The organism is Empedobacter falsenii (assembly GCF_013488205.1).
Lineage (GTDB): Bacteria > Bacteroidota > Bacteroidia > Flavobacteriales > Weeksellaceae > Empedobacter > Empedobacter falsenii_C.
This window is the reverse complement of the sequence record NZ_CP040908.1, coordinates 1529362-1551551: the sequence shown is the minus strand read 5'-3', so window position 1 is coordinate 1551551 and position 22190 is coordinate 1529362. Positions and strand designations below refer to the sequence as shown.

18 protein-coding genes and 1 CRISPR repeat array are annotated in these 22190 nt (G+C 28.9%); of the genes, 5 read left to right on the top strand and 13 right to left on the bottom strand.

Annotation, left to right across the window (positions count from 1 at the left end; translation table 11 throughout):
- Positions 1-86 precede the first annotated feature (86 nt).
- Positions 87-278, top strand: coding sequence for a cold-shock protein (locus FH779_RS07220; protein ID WP_135837047.1), 192 nt, complete (start codon positions 87-89; stop codon positions 276-278).
- A 350-nt stretch (positions 279-628) separates the two neighbouring features.
- Here FH779_RS07220 and FH779_RS07215 read toward each other — a convergent pair whose 3' ends face one another.
- Entirely contained in the window at positions 629-1684 is a 1056-nt protein-coding gene (locus FH779_RS07215; protein ID WP_180906573.1) for a hypothetical protein, read from the bottom strand.
- 211 nt (positions 1685-1895) lie between these two features.
- Here FH779_RS07215 and FH779_RS07210 point away from each other — a divergent pair, with 211 nt between their 5' ends.
- A complete protein-coding gene (locus FH779_RS07210) occupies positions 1896-2114 on the top strand; it encodes a hypothetical protein (RefSeq protein ID WP_180906572.1) in 219 nt (72 codons plus the stop codon).
- A 476-nt stretch (positions 2115-2590) separates the two neighbouring features.
- Entirely contained in the window at positions 2591-2713 is a 123-nt protein-coding gene (locus FH779_RS07205; protein WP_180906571.1) for a DUF2196 domain-containing protein, read from the top strand.
- 51 nt (positions 2714-2764) lie between these two features.
- On the opposite strand, the gene arsB is transcribed toward FH779_RS07205, so the two are convergent.
- From arsB to FH779_RS07185, 4 genes are all read right to left on the bottom strand, one after another.
- A complete protein-coding gene (arsB, locus tag FH779_RS07200; RefSeq protein ID WP_180906570.1) occupies positions 2765-3790 on the bottom strand; it encodes an ACR3 family arsenite efflux transporter in 1026 nt (341 codons plus the stop codon).
- A gap of 2 nt (positions 3791-3792) precedes the next feature.
- The gene (locus FH779_RS07195) at positions 3793-4407 is read right to left on the bottom strand and encodes a low molecular weight phosphatase family protein (protein ID WP_180906569.1); all 615 of its coding nucleotides are present in this window, start codon (positions 4405-4407) and stop codon (positions 3793-3795) included.
- 13 nt (positions 4408-4420) lie between these two features.
- Positions 4421-4885, bottom strand: a complete 465-nt coding sequence (locus FH779_RS07190; protein ID WP_180906568.1) for a DUF6428 family protein — start codon at positions 4883-4885, stop codon at positions 4421-4423.
- Positions 4886-4964: 79 nt separating this feature from the next.
- Positions 4965-5294, bottom strand: a complete 330-nt coding sequence (locus tag FH779_RS07185) for an ArsR/SmtB family transcription factor (RefSeq protein ID WP_180906567.1) — start codon at positions 5292-5294, stop codon at positions 4965-4967.
- Between the two features lie 671 nt (positions 5295-5965).
- On the opposite strand from FH779_RS07185, the gene FH779_RS07180 reads away from it, so the two are divergent.
- Both FH779_RS07180 and FH779_RS07175 read left to right on the top strand, forming a co-directional pair.
- On the top strand, positions 5966-6607 hold the full coding sequence (locus FH779_RS07180) for a DUF6266 family protein (protein WP_180906566.1): 642 nt from the start codon (positions 5966-5968) through the stop codon (positions 6605-6607).
- 1111 nt (positions 6608-7718) lie between these two features.
- Positions 7719-7976 carry a helix-turn-helix domain-containing protein gene (locus FH779_RS07175; RefSeq protein WP_135836782.1) on the top strand — a complete coding sequence of 86 codons (258 nt, stop codon included), beginning with the start codon at positions 7719-7721 and terminating at the stop codon, positions 7974-7976.
- Positions 7977-8042: 66 nt separating this feature from the next.
- A CRISPR array of direct repeats spans positions 8043-10698; the repeat unit is 49 nt; unit sequence GTTGTGAATTGATTTCAAATCTTGGTATATTTATCAAAGTATTTACAAC.
- Positions 10699-10803: 105 nt separating this feature from the next.
- Here the strand turns inward: FH779_RS07175 and cas2 are convergent.
- From cas2 to FH779_RS07135, 8 genes are all read right to left on the bottom strand, one after another.
- Positions 10804-11142 carry a CRISPR-associated endonuclease Cas2 gene (cas2, locus tag FH779_RS07170; protein ID WP_019976220.1) on the bottom strand — a complete coding sequence of 113 codons (339 nt, stop codon included), beginning with the start codon at positions 11140-11142 and terminating at the stop codon, positions 10804-10806.
- Positions 11139-12029 (bottom strand): type II CRISPR-associated endonuclease Cas1, encoded by an 891-nt coding sequence (gene cas1, locus FH779_RS07165; RefSeq protein WP_180906565.1) that lies wholly within the window; start codon positions 12027-12029, stop codon positions 11139-11141. The genes cas2 and cas1 overlap by 4 nt, the downstream gene beginning before the upstream one ends.
- A 1-nt stretch (position 12030) precedes the next feature.
- On the bottom strand, positions 12031-16140 hold the full coding sequence (gene cas9 / locus FH779_RS07160) for a type II CRISPR RNA-guided endonuclease Cas9 (RefSeq protein WP_180906564.1): 4110 nt from the start codon (positions 16138-16140) through the stop codon (positions 12031-12033).
- A gap of 438 nt (positions 16141-16578) precedes the next feature.
- Complete coding sequence (locus FH779_RS07155; protein ID WP_180906563.1) at positions 16579-17607, bottom strand: hypothetical protein; 1029 nt, start codon at positions 17605-17607, stop codon at positions 16579-16581.
- A 291-nt stretch (positions 17608-17898) separates the two neighbouring features.
- Positions 17899-20190 (bottom strand): nSTAND3 domain-containing NTPase, encoded by a 2292-nt coding sequence (locus FH779_RS07150; RefSeq protein ID WP_180906562.1) that lies wholly within the window; start codon positions 20188-20190, stop codon positions 17899-17901.
- A gap of 436 nt (positions 20191-20626) precedes the next feature.
- Positions 20627-21058, bottom strand: a complete 432-nt coding sequence (locus tag FH779_RS07145; RefSeq protein ID WP_180906561.1) for a nuclear transport factor 2-like protein — start codon at positions 21056-21058, stop codon at positions 20627-20629.
- 1 nt (position 21059) lies between these two features.
- Entirely contained in the window at positions 21060-21410 is a 351-nt protein-coding gene (locus FH779_RS07140; protein ID WP_180906560.1) for a DoxX family protein, read from the bottom strand.
- Between the two features lie 7 nt (positions 21411-21417).
- The gene (locus FH779_RS07135; protein ID WP_180906559.1) at positions 21418-22173 is read right to left on the bottom strand and encodes a type 1 glutamine amidotransferase domain-containing protein; all 756 of its coding nucleotides are present in this window, start codon (positions 22171-22173) and stop codon (positions 21418-21420) included.
- Positions 22174-22190: the final 17 nt, after the last annotated feature.

Here is a 22190-nt window from a genome sequence, read left to right as displayed (position 1 = left end):
AACGATTTCTTTTTTTAGAATAGAAATAGTTCCTTTATGTATAATTATAGAAATTTTTTATTATTCTCTTTTTTAAAAAAAATATTATGCAAGAAGGTACAGTTAAGTTTTTTAACGATACAAAAGGTTTTGGTTTCATTACAATTAAAGAAACAGGAAATGAAATTTTCGTTCATACATCAAATTTAATTGATGATATTAGAGAAAATGATAAAGTTTCGTTTAAAGTAGAACAAGGGCAAAAAGGTCTTATGGCTACTAACGTTAGACGCATGTAATTAAACTTTAATAATAATATAGTAACGTAAACATATAATTGTTTTTAAACTAAAATATTATTTAAAACATTATACAAGGCTGATTCTATAAAGGAATTCAGCCTTTTTTTATTCAAAATATCAACTGTTTTTACATGCTGTACTAGAATTATAAAATGTATTATAAACTTTTAATTGTTTTTTTTAAATAGTTCATGTGACCATTGGAGAAACCTTAGTGCAAATTAAATTGTTGTAAAAAGGATTATAAAAATGTCATATAATTTAGAAACAAGTATCAAAAAAATTAAAGTCAAACATAAACGTTATTTGTCATGATGTTGTATCAAACATTTTTTAAAAATTTGTTTCTATTTCATTTTTGTAAGCGCCTGCGAATTTCTCAATACAAACACATATTGAAAATAATCTGTTGTAAATCTACCATTTTGAGGAACTATATTTTCTCCAAAAATTCTAGATTTTACATTGATTAAATACTTCGAATTGTTGTAAGGCGAATTTTGTGAATTTAACTTAAAAAGTGTTATTGTATTTGGCTTGCTTAATTCTTTTAGATCATTTATTCCTTTTACTAATTGTAAAGGACCGTCTGCATTTATCCAATCTATTTTTTCATTTTCTGGAGTAGGAAACTGAGGATTTTTTGGCATATACATTTCACTATCTATAGTATAACTAACAAAACTTGTTGTTTTAATATTTGATTTTTTTAATTCAGAAGCGAATGTTCCTCTCCCATTTTCAGTTGCATTTTGCAAAACGTGATAATAACCAAAAAGACCATAAAATTTTTCATTTTCAAGTTTCAATTTTTTGATTGTATTCTTAAAATTATTTGCCATTGCTAAATCTCTGGACTCTTTTGAGTTATCGTCAAAATTTTTGTCAATCCCAATTACTTTTATTTTTAATGAATCTGCTATTTTTTGATTATAGTCATATATTTCATTCCATTTATCAAATAATTCTTGACTAGACTGTTGTGGTATTCTTTTCTTTATTGCTAATACTACTTCTTTTAATGTTTCCCTATCTTTCAAACTATCCTCCAAAAAAATATTTATTTTTTTTGCTGTTATGCTATCCATTTCTGCTATATAGTATCTCACACCTAACTTTCTATTTAAGAAAAAAAGTAGCTCTTTATCTAATTTTTGATTATCTGCATATCCATGAATTTCGCCTAGCAGAAAAACCTTTGATTTATAAAAATCATTATCAAATAGTTTTTCATCAATTGAATTTGTAACGTCAGTTTTATTTTGAGCTAAATATGACAAATTACTCTCATTTTTTGATTCTAAAAACAATTTATTACTTATAAAAAAGTAAATAAATACAAGTATAAAAATGCTTAAAATTGATATGAATATAAACTTAATGATATTTAAAAATTTTTTCATTGTGATTTGATTATATGTTAATTATTTTGATTCAAAAATATTAGCGATCTTTATAATGTTCAAAAATAAAATGATGAGTTGATGTTTTTTTATGATGAACTGTAAATCAAGTATTAAAATTTATAATATCTCACAATTTTTAAAATTATAATGGGATTAACTTAAAAGATAAAAAATAATAAATTAAATAATTTTATAAAAGCTCTCTACCATGGATAAAATTAACTACGAATTTATTAAAGATATTATTGAAGTAGAAAAATGTTCTGATCACAATGAAAGTCCAAAGTTTATTGAAACAAAAGATGGCTTTAGAATTATCGCTTGTTGTGATGATTTTAGAACTAGAACGATAGAAAAGTCAACCATTTTAATTACTGAACAATCTCTCAAAAATGTATTGAGTATTATGAAAAAATATTTAAAATAAGAGTACTTGAAAGATATTAATTGTTGAATTATCATTTTAATTCTGAAGAAAATATTAACAAAAGTATATCTAGTTTAACGGAGATAGCACTTCAAGTTAAATGTAACTCCAAATCGCCTGAATAGTTTACTTAAAATAGTTATTTGAAAAAATACTCAAGAAAATATTCATAATATGTTGATTGAAAAACAAAAGTAAGGTTAACAACTACAAAACTATCAGTAAGCGAAATTGCTTATGAGTAGGGATTGGAATATACTACAAGATTTAAAAAAATAATTCTATAAAAAGGTTAATTTTTCTTCTTTAGAATTTCGAAATACATTTAATTAAAATAATATTATTGTTTTGGATACCGTAATTAACATTAAGGTATCCAAGATTTTATTAATAAAGCATTGACCAAAAAGCAAAAAACCGCTCTCAAAAAATCTAAATTTTTAATTTTTATTGAAAAAGGATTAACGAACTGAAGATTGACAGAGGGTATCGTGAAAGATTTATTGACTTCTACGTCTTATCATCATCATAGTATAAAAGTTCGTTTGATGGATGGACAAATTGGACGAGTGCAGAAAATTATTGAAGACGATTTTTAGAACGAATCAAATTATAAATTAAAAGCTCATATTAGTATTAATAAGAGTTTTTTAATACTTTTTCTTTAACCACAAACTTGCCCTAACTAAAAGTATCAACACAGGAACTTCCACTAACGGACCTATAACACCTACAAATGCTTGTGGAGAATTGATCCCAAATACAGCGATAGCAACAGCAATTGCTAATTCGAAGTTGTTTCCTGTTGCTGTAAATGCAATTGATGCATTTTTATTGTAAGGAACTTTTAGCCATTTATTGATAAAGAAGCTAATAAAAAACATTAGTACAAAATAGATGATTAAAGGGATTGCTATTTTTATGACATCTAATGGTAATTGTACTATTTTATTTCCTTTCAAACTGAACATTAATATAATAGTAAACAATAAAGCATATAAAGTTATAGGCGATATTTTAGGAATAAATTTTCTGTTGTACCATTTCAAACCTTTTGATTTAATCAATGCGTAACGACTAAAAAATCCTGCTAAAAAAGGAATTCCTAAGTAAATTAGTACACTTTCTGTGACATCTTTCATCGATACATTTACATTGAAATTGGCTAACCCTAATTGATTAGGTAAGACATTGATGAATAACCAAACCAAAAAACTGTAAGAAAGTATTTGAAAGATACTATTCAAGGCTACTAACATTGCTGTATACTCTCGGTTTGCTTTGGCTAAATCGCTCCAAACAATTACCATTGCAATACATCTTGCTAAGCCTATTAATATCAAACCTGTCATATAATCAGGTTCGCTTCTTAGAAACAAAATTGCTAAGCCAAACATTAACAGTGAGCCAACAAACCAATTAAGAAATAATGATATACCGATTACTTTTTTATCCTTAAAAGCTTGAGGTAATAAAGAATAATCTACTTTTGCCAAAGGTGGGTACATCATTAGGATCAATCCTATTGCTAACGGAATATTTGTAGTACCGACACTCAATGAGTTTGTAAGGATTGAAATTGATGGAAATAAATAACTCAATCCTATACCGATTGCCATTGCGAGGAATATCCAAAGAGTGAGGTATCTGTCTAAAAATTTTAGTTTCGGTTGCATACTTATTTTGTTATTTGAGAAAAAACATAAAACATTTCTGTTGCTATTTCAGTACTTCTTTGTGTATAAATAAGATTTTGTTGTGGTATACCATCTGAAGTTTTGGGATCTTCGAAGCTTAGGGATATTCTTTTTTCTGCACCCGCAATAAATGGACATTCGCCATCAGCCTGCGAACAAGTCATGATTGCTACAAATTCAGAAATAGGATTGAAAAAATCATCATATTTTTTAGAAAAACCTATGATAGGCAGAGCATTTTCGCTATATTTAATAGCGTAAATTGGATTGTTATTTTCTGCAATTTTGAAAATATGAAAGCCTTGGTTACTTAATGTTTCTACTACTTTTGGAAATAGCGCCGTTTGTTCTGTTCCACCTGAATAACAAAAAACATTTTCAATATGGTAATAAGAAGCTGCCATTTGTGCCCAAACTTGTGAAAAATGGCTTCGGCGTGAATTGTGTCTGCAAATAAAGTTAAGATTTACAGTTTGTCCATTGTCTAATTTTTGTTGAATGTATTCTACTAAAGTCTGTAAAACAGCCTTTCTACCTGTAGTTATTGCCTCAAAATTTTGAAAATTAGTTATGTTTTCTTTTAATATTGAATACATTTTTTTTGATTTTTTAACAACATCCTGAGTTTGGTGTGCAACAAGATGACTGAATTTCTGATAATTTTAACTTAGGTTTTTGATTTGAAATACCACACGCATCTTCTGCTAAACAGGCTGTATGTTTATTCTTTAAGACAAAATGTTTTCCATTGAATTCTAAATCATACTTTCCAATTGTTTCGGCTTGATATTCTACTTCTATTTCGCTGTTCTCAATCCCTAATTTACTTTCTGAAAGCTGGATGATGTGAAGCAATTTATTTGGTTTTAAACGATGTTCAAAATCGTCAGCATTCCATAGTTGGAAATTCACGACTTTTTCAGTTCTTATTGTTCCACCACAATCAATAAAGTTTTTGGTGATTTGTCCTACTTCTGTTACGTGGAAATATTCTGGTACAAATGTCCCATCTTCTAATTGAAATTCAACATTGTCTAAATTTGGCAATATCTCTTTGATTTGTTCAAGTGTCATATGAATTGAGTTTTTAAATTTATTTTCTTTATTTATTAATCGTAATATTACGATGGATCTAGATTAAAAAAAAATGCCTTTAACAGCATTGATTAACTTTCACTTCTTGATTAAAGAAAGTAACAAGTTCATTTTGTATCTCTTTCCATACTTTTTCTTCAATACAATAACAAACAGATTTACCTTCTATAGAACCTTGTATAATTCCTATATTTTTTAATTCTTTTAAATGTTGAGAAATCGTTGCTTGCGCTAATCCCAATTCTTCTACCAAATCATTGCAAATACAAGCTTTTTGATTGATAATATGTTGCAAAATAGCAATACGAGCTGGATGTCCTAAAACCTTAAACATTACAGCTAATCTATTTTGTTCTTTTGTAAACATCTCTGTTTTAGTAATTCCCATTTTACATTTTATTACATCGCAATATTACGATATAAATTTTAAATTTAAAACTATTTTTTTATTCAAAAAGATTATTTAAACCCGTTGTGTATTTTGATAATTTTAGCAATTAAACCGTCAATTGGAGTAAAATTCTGTAAGAATTTTGTATCGAGAATAAGGTTTTAGAAGATAAAATTCTATTCTCGATACAATTTTTATTCATTTCATTTCTAAAAATCACTCGAATTGACGAATTTTTATTCAAAATGCACAACTGGTTATTTAAAAATTTTATAGTCAAACATTTATAGCAATAAATTGTAAAAACAACTTCCGTTTCAAATAAAAACCTATTTATTTTCCCTTCACTTCACCCCTATTTTGTTCGACAATCCTTCGACACTTGTTCGACCGTTGTTCGACAAAACACCCCTTTTTCCGAACCGTTGTCGAAGGACACTCGAACAACACTCGAACAAACCCTATTTCTAGTTTTATCATTTTTGCTTCAAACCCTTTCTAATAAAGGAAAGTTGTGTTTTCTGTCTTTTTTTATCTCTCCTCCATACCAGACAAAAATGGACAATAGCGGTCATTAATGGTCTATACTAGACATGGTGTCTTGCAAACTTCAAAACCAATGCATTATTCCACTAACTTGCTGCTACATAACATAAAAAATTAAGATTATGGCCGAAATTAAAAAAGGAATCCTTGGCGGATTCTCAGGAAAAGTAGGAACAGTGATTGGTGTCAACTGGCGTGGAAAGGATATTATCCGAAGTCTACCGAAAGCATCAAAAAAAGCACCTACAGAGGAGCAGTTAATCCAACGGGTAAAGTTTAGGAAAACTATTGATTTTTTACAACCATTGCGTTCTATCCAAAACAGGTATTTTGGAAATAAAGCAGGTAAACAATCACGTTTTAACAATGCTACTTCCTATACCCTAACCAATGCTGTAGAAATGGTGCTAGACTTACCTGTTATTATCGTAGCACGTGTTCTTATTACCAAAGGCGAGTTATTAGATTTTCAGCTTCCGGAGCTTGATGCTACAACTGCTGGTACATTTAGTTTTAGTTGGGAAGACAACTCAGGGCAAGGGAATGCAAAAGAAACGGATCTTGTAAACGTGGTTTGCTATTGCGAGGAACTGAATAGCTTCTACATCTCCGAAGAAATTGCGACACGTGACACGCTTTTAGCAAGTGTTAATTTACCTACGCCTTACCAAAACAAAGAAGTTGATGTGTGGATTTACCTCAACACAGAAAAAAGAACACAAGCTAGTACCAGTACCTATTTAGGGAAACACGAGGTGTTATAACAAGCGTATGATCTCAGTTCTATCTACTGTTTGTTTAGTTATTACCGAGAATAAGGTTTTAGAAATAGAATTTTATTCTTGGTATTTTTTGTTTTAATGGCATAGGAGATGTGAGATTTGAGATAATAGATGTGAGATGTAATTTATCAAACTGAATTTATCTCAGCTTCTTTTTATCGTCAGTCAGAGTGACGTTTGTAAAACGTTGTATCGAAGACTTAGACGATAAATAACAACTACTCGTTAATTACTTTATTTATTCATTGTTAAAAGTGAATTTGAATATTGAAAAAGAATTAAGAAAACGGCATTAAAACTCACGCGTTAAGAAAATGGTTGAATGCAACGTAAAAAAGATTTTAGCCCGTAGGGTTTTTAAAATCTTTAGTGGAATGAGAACATTTTTAGTCGTGAGGTTTACAGCCAAGAGTTTTTTGATTACTTTTTTGCTCTCAAAAAAGTGATAGAAAGATTATTCTCGTTTTTCAAAACTATATTTCATTCATTTTTTATTCATGAGTTATTATTGTTTCAAATGAATTCATATGCCCTACGGGGAACCTTGATGAAAAAACATTTGAAATTAAAAATTTGAGATTAAGAGGAGAAGCTCCACTGGAGCTTAGGTATAGTGCCTACAAATCGGTCAATAACGACTAATCGCTAAATGCTTTAAATCATTCACATATAAAATGTGAACAGTAAATCATTTTTAACGCTCATTACGTCGAATTGACACTCGACTTTTCAGCAATGACGGTTTTAAAATTCGTTATTATAAGTGAATTTGAATATTGAAAAAGAATTAAAAAACGGCATTAAAACTCACACGTTAAGAAAATGTTTGAATGAAACGTAAAAAAGGTTTTAGCCCGTAGGGTTTTTTAAATCTTTAGTGGAATGAGAACATTTTTAGTAGTGAGGTTTACAGCCTTGACTTTTTGGTTACTTTTTAGTCAAGTAAAAAGTGACATTAAAAAAAGAAATTCGAATATTTAAAACAGAAAATCAATAAAAAAAGTAACATTCCCTCCCTATCCCTACTTCCTCTTATGATTTGTTTTATTTAAATGAAATACGTATCTTACTGAAATTAAGTAAATTAAAACGTATGCAAAACACTTACTTTTTTACACAAAAAGAGAAGGATAGCAACGAGTTAAAACTTCTTTTAGTAGAATTAATTACGAATATACAACCCACGGACAAAGATCACGGATTCTACGACAGTGCAGATGTAAAAAGGCTGCTTAACGTTAGTGACAAAACGTTGTATCGCATGAGGAGAAACAAGACGATTCCTTGTTTTAAGCTCGGTAAAAAGTACTTTTACCCAAAACATTTCTTTAACAAAAAAGCTCTTGGATAAGAGCTTTTTTAGTAATTTTACGTAAGTATTTACAACAGAAGTACACCAATCACGCTCTGAAATTGGGTTGTGAATTGATTTCAAATCTTGGTATATTTATCAAAGTATTTACAACTAAAAACTATGCGATTTAAAACAAATTCAAGTTGTGAATTGATTTCAAATCTTGGTATATTTATCAAAGTATTTACAACCAAGGGGTTTCATTAGTTCGTTTTCTGTTAGTTGTGAATTGATTTCAAATCTTGGTATATTTATCAAAGTATTTACAACGATAACATCTCCTTTCAAAACCGCTTTAGAGTTGTGAATTGATTTCAAATCTTGGTATATTTATCAAAGTATTTACAACTTTCTCCTCCAACTTTTGAGTTATGACTTGGTTGTGAATTGATTTCAAATCTTGGTATATTTATCAAAGTATTTACAACCAAGGGGTTTCATTAGTTCGTTTTCTGTTAGTTGTGAATTGATTTCAAATCTTGGTATATTTATCAAAGTATTTACAACGATAACATCTCCTTTCAAAACCGCTTTAGAGTTGTGAATTGATTTCAAATCTTGGTATATTTATCAAAGTATTTACAACTTTCTCCTCCAACTTTTGAGTTATGACTTGGTTGTGAATTGATTTCAAATCTTGGTATATTTATCAAAGTATTTACAACTTCTTGTTCATTTAATATGTCATTGAAAGAGTTGTGAATTGATTTCAAATCTTGGTATATTTATCAAAGTATTTACAACTTCGACTGATTCCTGCCAACCAATTAAAGGGTTGTGAATTGATTTCAAATCTTGGTATATTTATCAAAGTATTTACAACTCGTTTCCAAAAGGTGTAGAACGCTCCCACGTTGTGAATTGATTTCAAATCTTGGTATATTTATCAAAGTATTTACAACCTGCTTCAACGTCAGTTGATGTAATACGAGGTTGTGAATTGATTTCAAATCTTGGTATATTTATCAAAGTATTTACAACAACCCAACTCCCATTACCAGAGTTAATAACGTTGTGAATTGATTTCAAATCTTGGTATATTTATCAAAGTATTTACAACCTCCTATTGGATTAATTTTAACTTCAACCAGTTGTGAATTGATTTCAAATCTTGGTATATTTATCAAAGTATTTACAACTACTTTTTTAAACGAATGCAAAGAAAATAAGTTGTGAATTGATTTCAAATCTTGGTATATTTATCAAAGTATTTACAACGATCTGCTTATTCGGGCATCTTCAAAAGGAGTTGTGAATTGATTTCAAATCTTGGTATATTTATCAAAGTATTTACAACTGAACTAATTCAATACTTTTAGTATCTTCTGTTGTGAATTGATTTCAAATCTTGGTATATTTATCAAAGTATTTACAACCATCTGCTTATTAAACCACTCCAACCAAAGGTTGTGAATTGATTTCAAATCTTGGTATATTTATCAAAGTATTTACAACTAAAAATCCACACGTAGAGATTGTTTCAGAGTTGTGAATTGATTTCAAATCTTGGTATATTTATCAAAGTATTTACAACAAAACGAATAACCATTACGTCAATAGGTTGGTTGTGAATTGATTTCAAATCTTGGTATATTTATCAAAGTATTTACAACAAATGATTTTTCGAAACGATTTAGTTTTTAGTTGTGAATTGATTTCAAATCTTGGTATATTTATCAAAGTATTTACAACTTACCATAAAGCAAAGGTGAGTAATATCTGGTTGTGAATTGATTTCAAATCTTGGTATATTTATCAAAGTATTTACAACTTTAGAATTTTTAAACGGAATAAAATAGCAGTTGTGAATTGATTTCAAATCTTGGTATATTTATCAAAGTATTTACAACAAAAAAACAAAAACGGATCGAGAATTTTTAGTTGTGAATTGATTTCAAATCTTGGTATATTTATCAAAGTATTTACAACAACGGAGACGGCGCAACGTTAACACCAGACGTTGTGAATTGATTTCAAATCTTGGTATATTTATCAAAGTATTTACAACAACTTAGTGTGTTCACTTAACGGTGTAACAGTTGTGAATTGATTTCAAATCTTGGTATATTTATCAAAGTATTTACAACTTCTGCTAATCTTTCATAAGCAGTTTGTTGGTTGTGAATTGATTTCAAATCTTGGTATATTTATCAAAGTATTTACAACCAAAGAAGCTGTAAAACGATTTATTGAAGAGTTGTGAATTGATTTCAAATCTTGGTATATTTATCAAAGTATTTACAACAATCTCCGTAAGTCCAAATGATCCATTAGTGTTGTGAATTGATTTCAAATCTTGGTATATTTATCAAAGTATTTACAACCTCTCGCTTTGATACAATCCCCTCCACTCAGTTGTGAATTGATTTCAAATCTTGGTATATTTATCAAAGTATTTACAACCGCTCTATTCGTGTTTCGCTTAATATGCCAGTTGTGAATTGATTTCAAATCTTGGTATATTTATCAAAGTATTTACAACTAAGTCAAATTCAGCCTCTGCTGTTAATTGGTTGTGAATTGATTTCAAATCTTGGTATATTTATCAAAGTATTTACAACAATTTCTTGTGATACGTTGAACTCTTTTTCGTTGTGAATTGATTTCAAATCTTGGTATATTTATCAAAGTATTTACAACGAGAGGTAGCGAATGGAGTTGGTGTGCGTGGTTGTGAATTGATTTCAAATCTTGGTATATTTATCAAAGTATTTACAACCTCATTTAACAAACCATTATCATAAAGGGTTTGAGAAGAAATTTAGAAATGAGAAAAAAAGTAAAATCCGATAGAAGTTGAGTTTTCTATCGGATTTTTTTATTCCTAAAATAATTCTAATTGTTGTGGACCTGTTGGTAAATCGGTTTCTTTTTTGGAGAAAAATATTTCCATTTGTCCAAATTGTTTATCTGTAATACAAATAATTCCTACTTTCCCAAATTCAGGTAATTTAGATTTGGTTCGTTTTATATGTACCTCAGCATTTTCTCTACTTGGACAATGTCTCAAATAAATAGAAAACTGAAACATAGTAAATCCATCGTCAATCAACTCTTTTCTAAAGCGAGTTGCCTGACTTCTTTGCTTTTTTGTTTCTGTTGGCAAATCAAACAAAACTAAAACCCACATAATACGATAAGCATTATAACGACTAAAACTCATGTCATTTCAGGAAAACGAATCACACGCTGCTCCCCTGTCATACACTTATACAAAGAACTTGTTGTAGAGCTTATCGCTACCAACAAAGGTCTTTTCAAACCATCTATTTTCACATCTTTTGTTGCTATTTGTAATAAATGTGCTTTAGCATCTTTACTCATTTCAGTCGGTCGAAAAGGCTTATTCATCCATTCTAATACCAATTCATCAACATAAGGTCGATATGGTTCCATTATATCATCAGCCAAGCAATACGGATTGTATTTATTACGATGAAAAATACCAATGGTAGGATTTAATCCAGAACTCACTAAAGCTCTTGCAACCATACTTCGAAGAATAGCATATCCAAAATTCAGAAAATTATTAGGAGCATCACCATCTCGTTCTCTCGTAAAATTGTCAAATAATTGTTTCCAATAATATTGCGCAGCAATTCCTTCCATATTCGTAGAGTCTCCCGATTTTACATTCGTTAAATAATTCTGCATTGGCTCCTCTACAAAACCAAACTTACTTAACAATGCTTTCTGTTGATAAATTTTAGCTTCAATCGTTTGTTTCCACAACTGTTTGCGCAATGGTTCCGAAACATTAATCTGATGTTTCAATCGCTCACTATGCTCTACATGTCCATTCATTGGCAACATCAATCCCAAAGGCATATGACTATCGTCGCAACTAATAATTGCCACATTATTTTGTTGTAATGTCACTATAAGTTGATGACTAATGGTTATTTGATAATGATCCAATACCAAAAAACCCAAATCTTCAATAGGTACAGAGCCTTTGATTTCTTTGGTTATCACATCTTCTATTTTTAATTGATTGTCTTTCAATTTCAAATAAGATGGATTGCCAATGTAAATGGTACGTTTTAGCATATTATTTAAATTTTAATGAGCCATCCATTTTCATTTCAAAATCAACTCCGTCAATTGCAAAATTCCATTCACCTTGTCTAATTCTTAAAAAGATACTTGGATTCTCAAAGTTAAAAGATGCCCCTTCCTTATTTTCTTTCTTTAAATCAGTGTCTATTCCTGCTGCCATATGATTTCTAAACTTCATACGACCATCACTTTCAAATTGATATACTTTATATAAACGTTTTGTTAAATCAGAATTATCTAATTCTTTTAGTTCTTCAATACTATCTTTATAAAACAATACTTTTTGCCCAGAACGTAAAACAGCATAAAGCGGTATTTCTTTTGATTTTTTTCCTTTTCCTATTGATTTTGTATTGTATTCTGGTTCTAAAAAATAAGAACGATCGTTCTTAAATTTTAATTGAGCAACATCAGAAATACTTAATATCTCCATTGCTTTTCCATCTTCGTTTTTATAAAATAAACAAAGTGCGTTTTCTCCACTTTTTGCTAATGTTGTTTTTTTATAATCGAATTTTGAAGTAAAAGCATGCGTATGCACTTTCAATGCTGTATTATATTTCATTAAACCTTTACAGCGTATTCTTCTTATTTTATTTACTTTGTTTCCTTGCTTATCAAACATCCAAACACCTTTTGTTAAAGCTTCTTTAAATCCGACAGCATCTTCCACTTGCATTTTTATCATTTCAAAAAGAGCTTTATCGACTATTACCTTTTCAACTTCTTCAAGCGTTTTAAATCCTGGAGAATCTGCATTTTGTTTATAAACTAAATCTTTTCGAATAACCAAAATTGGCTCTTCAGTAAGTTTCATTTTACCATTATCATCAAACAAAATTTTATTTTCTTCGTTTCTTAATGGTAATTTTATTGCTCCATACAAAGATTCATCATGTAATTGCCCCCTTATAGTATCTCCTTGAGCAATTCGTTTTTTATCAAGTGATTTATCTTCCCAAACGATTTTTCCTTTTTTGCGTACCACTTTATAAGTTGGAACAGTAGTTCTATTTTCAACTATATTGTTAATTAATATAACATTCTCGATTTCTTTAATATAACTTGGGGAGAAATCTTTCCAATCTTTAGGTTGTTCGTGATAAATTTTACCCGTATGATTGTCTTTTTCTTCGTTATAAAGTTTAAGAATTCTTTCGCGATCAAATGCTGATGGTATTAATGTCAAAATACTTGCATCACCAGCGTGATGACTATGAGTTGAACGATTTTTTTTATCACTTAATAATTTTACATTATATACTTCTTTAAAAACATTTACAACACTTGCTTTTTCTACTGACACTCTTTTAAATAAGGTTTTTAAATATGGCAGAGCATATTTTGTAATAATTTGAGTATCTCGCAACTGGCTATTTTTCCAACCTGACTTATATTCTTCCAAAATAAATGTATTGTATTTGTAACTCCAATAATCTAAATCCATTTTTATGAAATGATAACGCTGAATACAATTATCCTTTATTTCCTTAGTAGATGCATACGAAGCTTTATTTTTCCATTCTTTATATAAATCTTCCAAATGCTCTATCTTTTCTTTCATAAACTGGATATTATTCAAAATATCTACATGATTATAAAGTTGTGACGGATATTGTTTCTTTTTTATATTTCTATTAAATTCCGTATCAGTTAAAGTCAAATTTCGTAACTCATTATCAAAACTTATACTTGCAGGAATAGTATGCTCTAAATCGTATTTATTTCCATCTAAAACATCACAAAGTTTAATCAATTTACCTGTGTAAAGACAAGTTTTATTTTGTTCTTCCCATAATCTTATTTTACGAAGAAGCGTTTTATCACTTGGATTAAAAGTGGTGTTGCATTCTTTATTTATTTCAATAATAGTTTCACTGAACTTTAGATTTTCCTTTTCTCGCTCGTTATTCCATTTTTCAATAGCTTTTCTTCTATTGGCATCGTTAAGTTCTCTTGCTATCTCAATCACAATTCGAGTGTCCTCATCTATTTTACCTTCTTGCAAAAGGAAATTGATAAGCTGCTTCATTTTGTGCATTGTTTTTAGAGCCATTGGGTTTTTTAATCCTTTGGTAACAGGTTCTGGACTACCTAATAACTTTAAACTTCTTCCTTGAAATTCAGCATCTTTATTATTTTTAATAAAATTCTCTCTATCAATTTGTTTAATATAAACAGGTTTACCATTTAGCGTAAAATAATCATATTCTTCGGCTTGGGTATAATTTTCTTGTTCTGATGGATGCCATAAAAATTTCTTCTTATCCTCTGGTATGTCATATTTTTCAGCAATTACATTGAAAATTTGATCATGAATTCTCTCATTCTCCATGAATAAATTAGTCTTTGACAGGACTGATTTTCTCAAAAACTCTTTGTAATATTTGGCTACATAATCATAAGATGCTGTTTTTTCATCATCAGATAATAAAAGCCAAGTTTTCTCTCCAAATATTTCAATTAGTTTAGCATTAATATTTTTCTTTTCAGAATCGTCTAAATCTCTGTCATTTTCAATTGAATAACGATATTTACTGTTTAACTCATCTAAAACCAAACTATTGACAACTGTATTTAACAATCTTGTTTGTTCGTTACTTTTTTCAACTTCTCTAAATTCCTCAATGAAATAATCGATCATCTTATCAGAAATAGTTTCCATTCCCAAAACTTTATAAAGATTTGCCAAGAAAACGGCATAATGATAAGGAATACCTTTTCGCAAAAAAGGAAGTATTTTCTTAATTGCAGACAAACTCATTGTTGCATAACCTTGATTTAGTTTGATTTTAGAAAACTTCTCAGCTTTCTCATCATCAAGATTTAATTTGTTCAAAGCAAAATCTTTTAAATTTTCTTGGCTATCAAAAGTTTTAAGAACGTGCCAAATTTCATCATAATTAAAAGATGAATTCTGTTTTTTAGATGGCTGACTATCTCTTTCATTAATATTATCCCAATGCAAAAGCTCTTTCCAATTATCTCCAAAAATATCTTGAAACGACTTTAATAGCTTAGCAGAAATTACTTTTGTTTTTTCTTTAAACTTTGAATCTATTTTACCGCCGTCTTTTTTAAGTTGATTAAGAATAGTTTTTAGTTCAAAATCATTTGATGACTTAAAAAATAAACGATAAATTTTTTCTTGAATATAAGTCTGTTTATCAACTCCAATAGGAGGAATAATTTTTAAATTATTGATAAAAGCCCATGTTCTATACTCCTCGTACAATGGATGGCTTACCTGTACACGTTTTTTGTTTTTTTCATAAATACAATAACCAACTAAGCCTTTTTGCGTACGAAGAGGTCGTTGCCATATAATGGCTTTCCATAGTTTTTGATAATCCTCATCATTAATATCATATAGCTGACATAAAAGCTTTAATTCTGCTTCATAATCCTTTCTAAGATTGTATCGTTGTCTAATTCTTTCACCTGTTTCTTTTTGATAATAATATAAAGCAGCTCCTAACGTTTTATGATTTTCGATAAATTCGGCAATATCATCTCTTCCTTTAGTACCATTTTTATCACTACCTTGCAACATCGTCTTTGCTTCTTCTTCATCTCTTCCTTTAAAACCACGTCTTTGTACAAGTTGATAGAAAATTCTTCCAAGTAAATATGGATTAGTTTTATAAACAGAATGAAAATTAGGATCAACAGCTAAAGCTCTAAAAGCAAATAAACTATCATGTTTATTTTTTCCTATCAAATGAAAATCAGGTTTCCCATCGCCGTCAAAATCAAATCGTAACCAATTTAAAAATAAATCATTTTGTGGATATTTACGTTTTGTTCCCTTTTTATAATTTTTCCATTTATTAAGCTCTTCATGTGAAAGTGGGCACATATTATTTTCAATTAAAAAATATAATAAATCCCATTTCCTATACTTTTCAGCTCGATAATTATTTCTTTTTCCTCTACTCTCTGTTCTTTTTTTAACTTTAGGAAATTCATTTCCTTTTTCAGAAGCAACTCCTTTTTCAAAAGTAAGAACCCCAAAATCTATGATTTGATTATTTATAACTTCTGTATCTCTAATGGACCAGCCAAGGCTATTCGTACCAGCGTCAATTCCTAATATTCTCATAGTAATTTATATTTCTTGGTTTTTGATATCTCAAAATTTTTTATTTTATTCTTAATTATATTGTAATTTAATAAAAATCCTTATATTTGACTTTGAAATCAATTCACAATAAGGCTTTAAGCCGAAGTAAAAACTTATATCCTGCGTACTCCGTGGGATTTTTATTTAACTCCTAATTACATCAAATATAAATAGTAAAGTATAAGATTAATTACGGAAAACCGTAAATTGATTTAAATTTTTTATCTTAATTATTTATAATGAAAGATATTTTTAGAAAATTTTCGCCTCGACTATCTTCGGTTTTTTTTTATTCTTCTTAAGTAAAAACAAAAAACCTCCTTAAAATCGCTTTTAAAGAGGTTATTATTTATACTATTTTGTGTTTTTATCTAAAATTAAAGTTGTGCAAGATTTACCCATATTAGTGGCTGGACTTTAAAGTTCTCTGGCAATTTTTATAAACTCAGAAAGACTTTTTCCTATTATTGCCATTCCAGCATCATGTGGATTTTCTAACTTATACCTTCCTTTTGCAGAGCCATTTAATGAATAGTCATAACCATCAATTGTTATTATGCACCAATGTTTGTGTCGGCATTCTACGGTAACCTCATTACTATAAAATGGCCAATCTTCTTTGAAATCTTCTTTTTTGATAACTTTAGATTTGTAATTTGGATTTACACGTCTTTCTAAGTCGTCTAAAATAGTTCTTTTATGTACTCTTTTTGGCGTTTCAGAGTATTTGGTAGTTATTTTTCTATAATCTGTGTTGCCAAAATCTTTATCATATAATAAACCAAAATCAAAAATATTGCTTGTGGTCAATTGTTTTCCAATTTGACCTAATTTTCCAAAAATTATTTGTCTCGAAAGAGCGGAAACAAATCTTTCAAAGATTATAATAATGTGTCTTGAAATTTCATAATACACTTCGTTATTTACATTAATATCAAGACTTAGAATTTTTTCAGGAGAAATTTCTAGTTTTTTTATTAATTCATTTTCATAATTCTGCCATTCTTCAATCGTATTGATACTTGGCTTGTTACTATCTGTTATGACATCGAAATTGTAATAGCGTGCGTGTTTACCAAATTCAGAGATTATGTGCAATAAATGTAGAAAATCCTTATTATTTGTCAAAAACTCTTTATCACATTTATATTGTATTCTACTATAGTCATAATAGTAATTTTCAATTATTTCAGTCAAAAGTTTATCTAAATCGTGACCTAGTTTTATAATGTATTTAAAATCAGGTAAAGTGTCGTTTCTTTCATAGAAAGCAATACAAATATAAGCTTTCATTAATCTTTCAAATCCTTGTGATAATAGTTGAAATGGTAAAAAATAAAAGCTATTAGAAATATTAAGGTTTTGTAATTCGCCAAAACCAAGTCGTATTAACTTATTCGATGTTTCTAATTCTTCAAGAAGTGCAAAATGTTTTGAAATATCCATTTAGGTTACGATTATTTAAACAGTTTGTATATCTAATATAGTAATTTACGAAGTAAATAATATAAAAGTTTTGTAAAAAAAAAAACTATATCTGCATTTCGTAAAGTTAATTTTAAATATACAACAACCTTTTAATAATAAATTACGGTTTCACGTAAAACAAACCCTCACTAAAAACACTTACCGAGGCTGTATATTTATTCTTTTTGTCTTCAATCGTTTTGCAATATATCTCATGCCCTCCGGGCAAGACGAAAGCTTAGTTATTAGCGACAGTTTTTTTTTATCTTATTAACGTTCAAATATTGCGTCAATATCATCTTCTCCTGAACTTCCATAATAATAACCTCCGTGAGCATCTCTATCGTATTCAGGTTCATAACTTTCTAAAAATCTCGTAACTTTTGAGTCTACATCTATTTCTGAGACTATACTTGACGTAGAGAATGAAATTTTTTCTAGTACATTTTCATTAAATCCATCTAAAAAGGAATCAAGATTTTCCCTTATTTCATCTTCAACACCATTTATATCAATATCTATTTCAGGATAACTTTCATAATAGTTGTAAGATTGATTAATGTACTTTGCATAATCAATATCTAAATCATTATTATCAACAATGCTTCTTAGGTATCGATCAAGTAAAATATCAATTTGCATTAAAATATGTTCATCTTCAATATTGTTTAAATCTACAAAATCGAATAGTTTTTTTAATGAGTCTTCATCATATATATCACTTATGAAATTATATAGGAATCTAAAATTATTGAATTTAATTTGGGGTTCAAAATCTGATAAAATCATTAATAATTCCCATAATTTCTCACCTTTCGGGTTATTTGCATTTACTAATGTGTTCAAAAAGGTTTCTATTCTTTTATTAACTTTATCATTAAGAAAGTCAATGTAAGAAAGAGAAATTAAAAAATCCCAATCTTCATCTTTCAATTTACTTTCGAAGAAGAAATCAAACAAATTTTCTAAAATTTTAGACTTATATTTATTGGCAATTTTTTTTGATATTAATAAGGTATGTAAATAATCAATAGAAACCTGGTTATCTAAAGACTTAAGAATATTACAAATTAAATCAATTTCTTTTGCATACGCACTTAGAACGAAATCTGCTATAGAAGGATTAAATAGAACATACTCATAGTTCTCATCGTTTACTTGATTCCTATTCAATAATGATTTTGTTGCTAACTTTCTAACTGACTCAAAACTTTTATCAGAATTATCACCAAAATTTACTGGGTGAATATTTAGATATTTATTGTAAGAATCTCGCAAATTATCTTCATTTATTTTTCCATTATTAAAAACAGTTAAGAATGTAAGAGCTCTTACAAAGTCGTCAGTTTGATTTTGAAAATAGCCTTCCCAAATAATTTCAGGTTTATCTAGACTTTTAATAATATGTTCCCAATAATTATCGGGCATAATATTGCCAATAACTGAAGAGTCAGTAATAAATTCTATTATTCGTGGATTAAAATTTCTATGTTTTATTATATCCTTATATCTTTTGTTTTTATATATAACATCAATAAATTGTTCTGATAATTTTGAATGATAGATATGATTATAAAGAATTTTTGCTTTGTCAATATTATTCAAATTTTCAATAGTTAGTAAAAATTCATTATCACGAATTTTTAAATTTTGAAAAATATGACTTAAGCTATAAGCTTTATTCAAAATGTTCGTTCTAGATGTAAGAATAAATTTTTTGTTATTATCCTTTCTAATTCTATTAATAAATTTTACAATATGGGAATCTTTTTTATTGTTGACAGCATCATACATATTACTTCCTAAAAAATCATCGCAATAATAAAGTATTTTCTTTTCTTCATTTTCACGAAATAAACTTTCTGCTTCACTGATATTTTCTTCAATATCACAAAATTCATATCCCTTAGCAATGTAATTAATTACCAAATTGTTAGCGAGTGTTGTTTTTCCAATTCCTGGTTCACCAGTCAAAATGACAACATTATTTTCTTCTAATATTGTTAATCCTTTATTGTGATTTTCTGTTACTATATATCTATGTGATTTTTCTTCAATTTCTCGTATCGTACTTTGGCTTCTACCTTTTATAGCGCTGTTATAGAGGATTTCTAATACTGTCGTACTTGTAATCCATAGTTTGTAATTTCTTTCGACGATATCTTGATTTTCTCTTTTAGATAAAAAAGTATTTAAATCTTCTTTTCCCCAAATATCGCTTTCTGTTATAATGTAAGGTTGAAAAATGTTTTTGATTTCCTGTTTGTTAATTCTTGAAAGTTTTTGAGAAGTAACAAAAATATATTTACTTGGATTTAGCTTTTTTACTTTAGCTAATTCGTCAGTCTTTAATTTTAAAATTAATTGAGTGTAGGGAGTTTCTAAATAATGTTTACATTGTATAATTCCTTCTTTTCCATTTCCAATCCAAAATCTACCATCAACACCACCATCTCTTCCAGATTTAAAAATTTCCACTTTAGTAGTAAGTGTTTTCTCAATAACAGAAGCCGCTAAAATTTCAAATTCTCGATCATTTAATTTAGAGAAGTCATATTCCATTTCCTTAGTTAGTTTTGTTCAAATTTAAGGAAAATAAATTCGATATTTTAGAACGGCTTTTGGTATAAAATTGTGGCTAACGTTTTGTGGCTTAGTGCACATTTAGTAAATTAAACTCAAATATACAATAAATTACGGTTTCACGTAAAAACAAAAACCTCCCTAAAATCGCTTCTAAAGAGGTTATTATTTATACTTTTTTGCATTTTTTATACCTAAAAACTAAGGTTTTTCTAATTCGCATTCCAAGTAAACACAAAAAAAGCAGTAATCCTAAAATTACTGCTTGTATATCTTAAAGCCACATTTCGAAAACCCCATAATACATAAAGCTACTCCGGTTCCGTTCAACGGGCTTTCATCTCTAGCCCTCCGGGCAAGACGAAAGCTTAGTTATTATCAGCAGTCCATTTTAATCGACAATAAACTTTCGTACTTAATATCTCATTCTCCAACTTGTTATCAATCCGTTTTCAACAGTGAACAAAAAATCTGCTTTGTTTGTATAACCGATACTTGAATATTGTCCTGTAACAACAACCTGATTTTCACTAATCACAGTATATTGAGGATTCGCAACTTTACCTTGACGACTGATTATATCGCTTTCAAACCATTTTTTGGTTTCTTCGGCTGTTTTCATCACTCCATCCGCACCATAGGCTTGAGTGGCTGTTTCCGAAAATTGAGCTCTGATAAGTTCAGCATTTTCTGATTGCATTGCTTCAATCAATGTTTTTACGGGTTTTAATACGGTTTCGTCCTGCATTTTTTTTGTATTTTGATTTTCTGTTTGATTGGTATTTTGTGTTTGTCCACAAGAAGTAAGTACAAATGAACAAAACAAAATGATAAATAATTTTTTCATTTTAATTGTTTTTTAAAGGATGTTGCAAGTAGATGATAACCAAATTAAGCAATAAAAAGGGGATTTCTATAGCAACGCCTTTTAGGTCTTTGTTTAGTAATTGCAAACAGATTATCATCAGAATTCCAGCTGCCATCAGAAAATTTCCCCAAATAAAAGTTTTCGGAAACAAGATTAAAACCGAAGCTAACAAAGTTACTATTCCGTTTATCATCACAGCATTTTTACTGAAATTCCATTTACCGAACATTTCCAGCATTTCGGGTTTTGCAGTGAGCATATTCCAACCGTGCTTTATTCCCATAAACACAGCAAAAAGAATTAAAATTGAGTTTAGAATTTTTATAACCATTGGAGGACTATTCAGATAATGATTCGATAACCAATTGAGAAGCTAAAAAGCTACTGTGTTGTTGTTGAGCTGTAATCAGTCTTCCATCTCTTACTGCAAAAGGTTCTAATGCTCCTGCAACTTCAAAATTAGTGTTGGGATTTTTACGAGCTTCAGTTTCAATGGTATAATCATTGACAGTCATTCCGAACATTTGATTGACCATTTCTTCTTCACTATCTGCAAAACCTGTCCAGGTTTTTCCATCAGCAAGTAAAGTGCCATTGCTTAATTTTGTCCATAAAAGCAAACTTGTTCCGTGGCAAATCAGACAAACGATTTTTTCTGCTTCATAAAAATTTGCAATTAGTTGATGTAATTTATCATCATCTTTAAAAGTGATTAGTGGTGCTCCACCACCTGCCACGCAAATAGCGTCATATTCTGCAATATCAATTTCAGCAATTGATTTTGTGTTTTGCATCCATTTCCCAAATTCTTTATGATATACAAACCCAATACTAATTAAATCATTTTGATAACCACTTTCAGGGTTTTCAGGATTGCTGTGTGCATCAAATTGCACAGATCCTCCTCTTGGAGAACAAACATCTACGTCATATCCTGCTTGGATAAAATCAAAGAAAGGTCTTGTCATTTCTTCTGCAAAAAATCCAACTTTTATACCGTGCAAGTCTGCTGTGTTAGAAACCAAACAAAGTATTTTTTTCTTTGGATAAGTGTGTGTTGCTGTTCTTCTGATTACATTATTTGTATTACTCATTGGATAAAATTTTTTGA

What these genes read in the sequence shown, in the direction of transcription:
- FH779_RS07220 (WP_135837047.1), top strand. Translation starts at nt 87, where the DNA reads ATGCAAGAAGGTACAGTTAAGTTTTTTAACGATACAAAAGGTTTTGGT.
- FH779_RS07215 (WP_180906573.1), bottom strand. Translation starts at nt 1,684, where the DNA reads ATGAAAAAATTTTTAAATATCATTAAGTTTATATTCATATCAATTTTA.
- FH779_RS07210 (WP_180906572.1), top strand. Translation starts at nt 1,896, where the DNA reads ATGGATAAAATTAACTACGAATTTATTAAAGATATTATTGAAGTAGAA.
- arsB (WP_180906570.1), bottom strand. Translation starts at nt 3,790, where the DNA reads ATGCAACCGAAACTAAAATTTTTAGACAGATACCTCACTCTTTGGATA.
- FH779_RS07195 (WP_180906569.1), bottom strand. Translation starts at nt 4,407, where the DNA reads ATGTATTCAATATTAAAAGAAAACATAACTAATTTTCAAAATTTTGAG.
- FH779_RS07190 (WP_180906568.1), bottom strand. Translation starts at nt 4,885, where the DNA reads ATGACACTTGAACAAATCAAAGAGATATTGCCAAATTTAGACAATGTT.
- FH779_RS07185 (WP_180906567.1), bottom strand. Translation starts at nt 5,294, where the DNA reads ATGGGAATTACTAAAACAGAGATGTTTACAAAAGAACAAAATAGATTA.
- FH779_RS07180 (WP_180906566.1), top strand. Translation starts at nt 5,966, where the DNA reads ATGGCCGAAATTAAAAAAGGAATCCTTGGCGGATTCTCAGGAAAAGTA.
- FH779_RS07175 (WP_135836782.1), top strand. Translation starts at nt 7,719, where the DNA reads ATGCAAAACACTTACTTTTTTACACAAAAAGAGAAGGATAGCAACGAG.
- cas2 (WP_019976220.1), bottom strand. Translation starts at nt 11,142, where the DNA reads ATGAGTTTTAGTCGTTATAATGCTTATCGTATTATGTGGGTTTTAGTT.
- cas1 (WP_180906565.1), bottom strand. Translation starts at nt 12,029, where the DNA reads ATGCTAAAACGTACCATTTACATTGGCAATCCATCTTATTTGAAATTG.
- cas9 (WP_180906564.1), bottom strand. Translation starts at nt 16,140, where the DNA reads ATGAGAATATTAGGAATTGACGCTGGTACGAATAGCCTTGGCTGGTCC.
- FH779_RS07155 (WP_180906563.1), bottom strand. Translation starts at nt 17,607, where the DNA reads ATGGATATTTCAAAACATTTTGCACTTCTTGAAGAATTAGAAACATCG.
- FH779_RS07150 (WP_180906562.1), bottom strand. Translation starts at nt 20,190, where the DNA reads ATGGAATATGACTTCTCTAAATTAAATGATCGAGAATTTGAAATTTTA.
- FH779_RS07145 (WP_180906561.1), bottom strand. Translation starts at nt 21,058, where the DNA reads ATGAAAAAATTATTTATCATTTTGTTTTGTTCATTTGTACTTACTTCT.
- FH779_RS07140 (WP_180906560.1), bottom strand. Translation starts at nt 21,410, where the DNA reads ATGGTTATAAAAATTCTAAACTCAATTTTAATTCTTTTTGCTGTGTTT.
- FH779_RS07135 (WP_180906559.1), bottom strand. Translation starts at nt 22,173, where the DNA reads ATGAGTAATACAAATAATGTAATCAGAAGAACAGCAACACACACTTAT.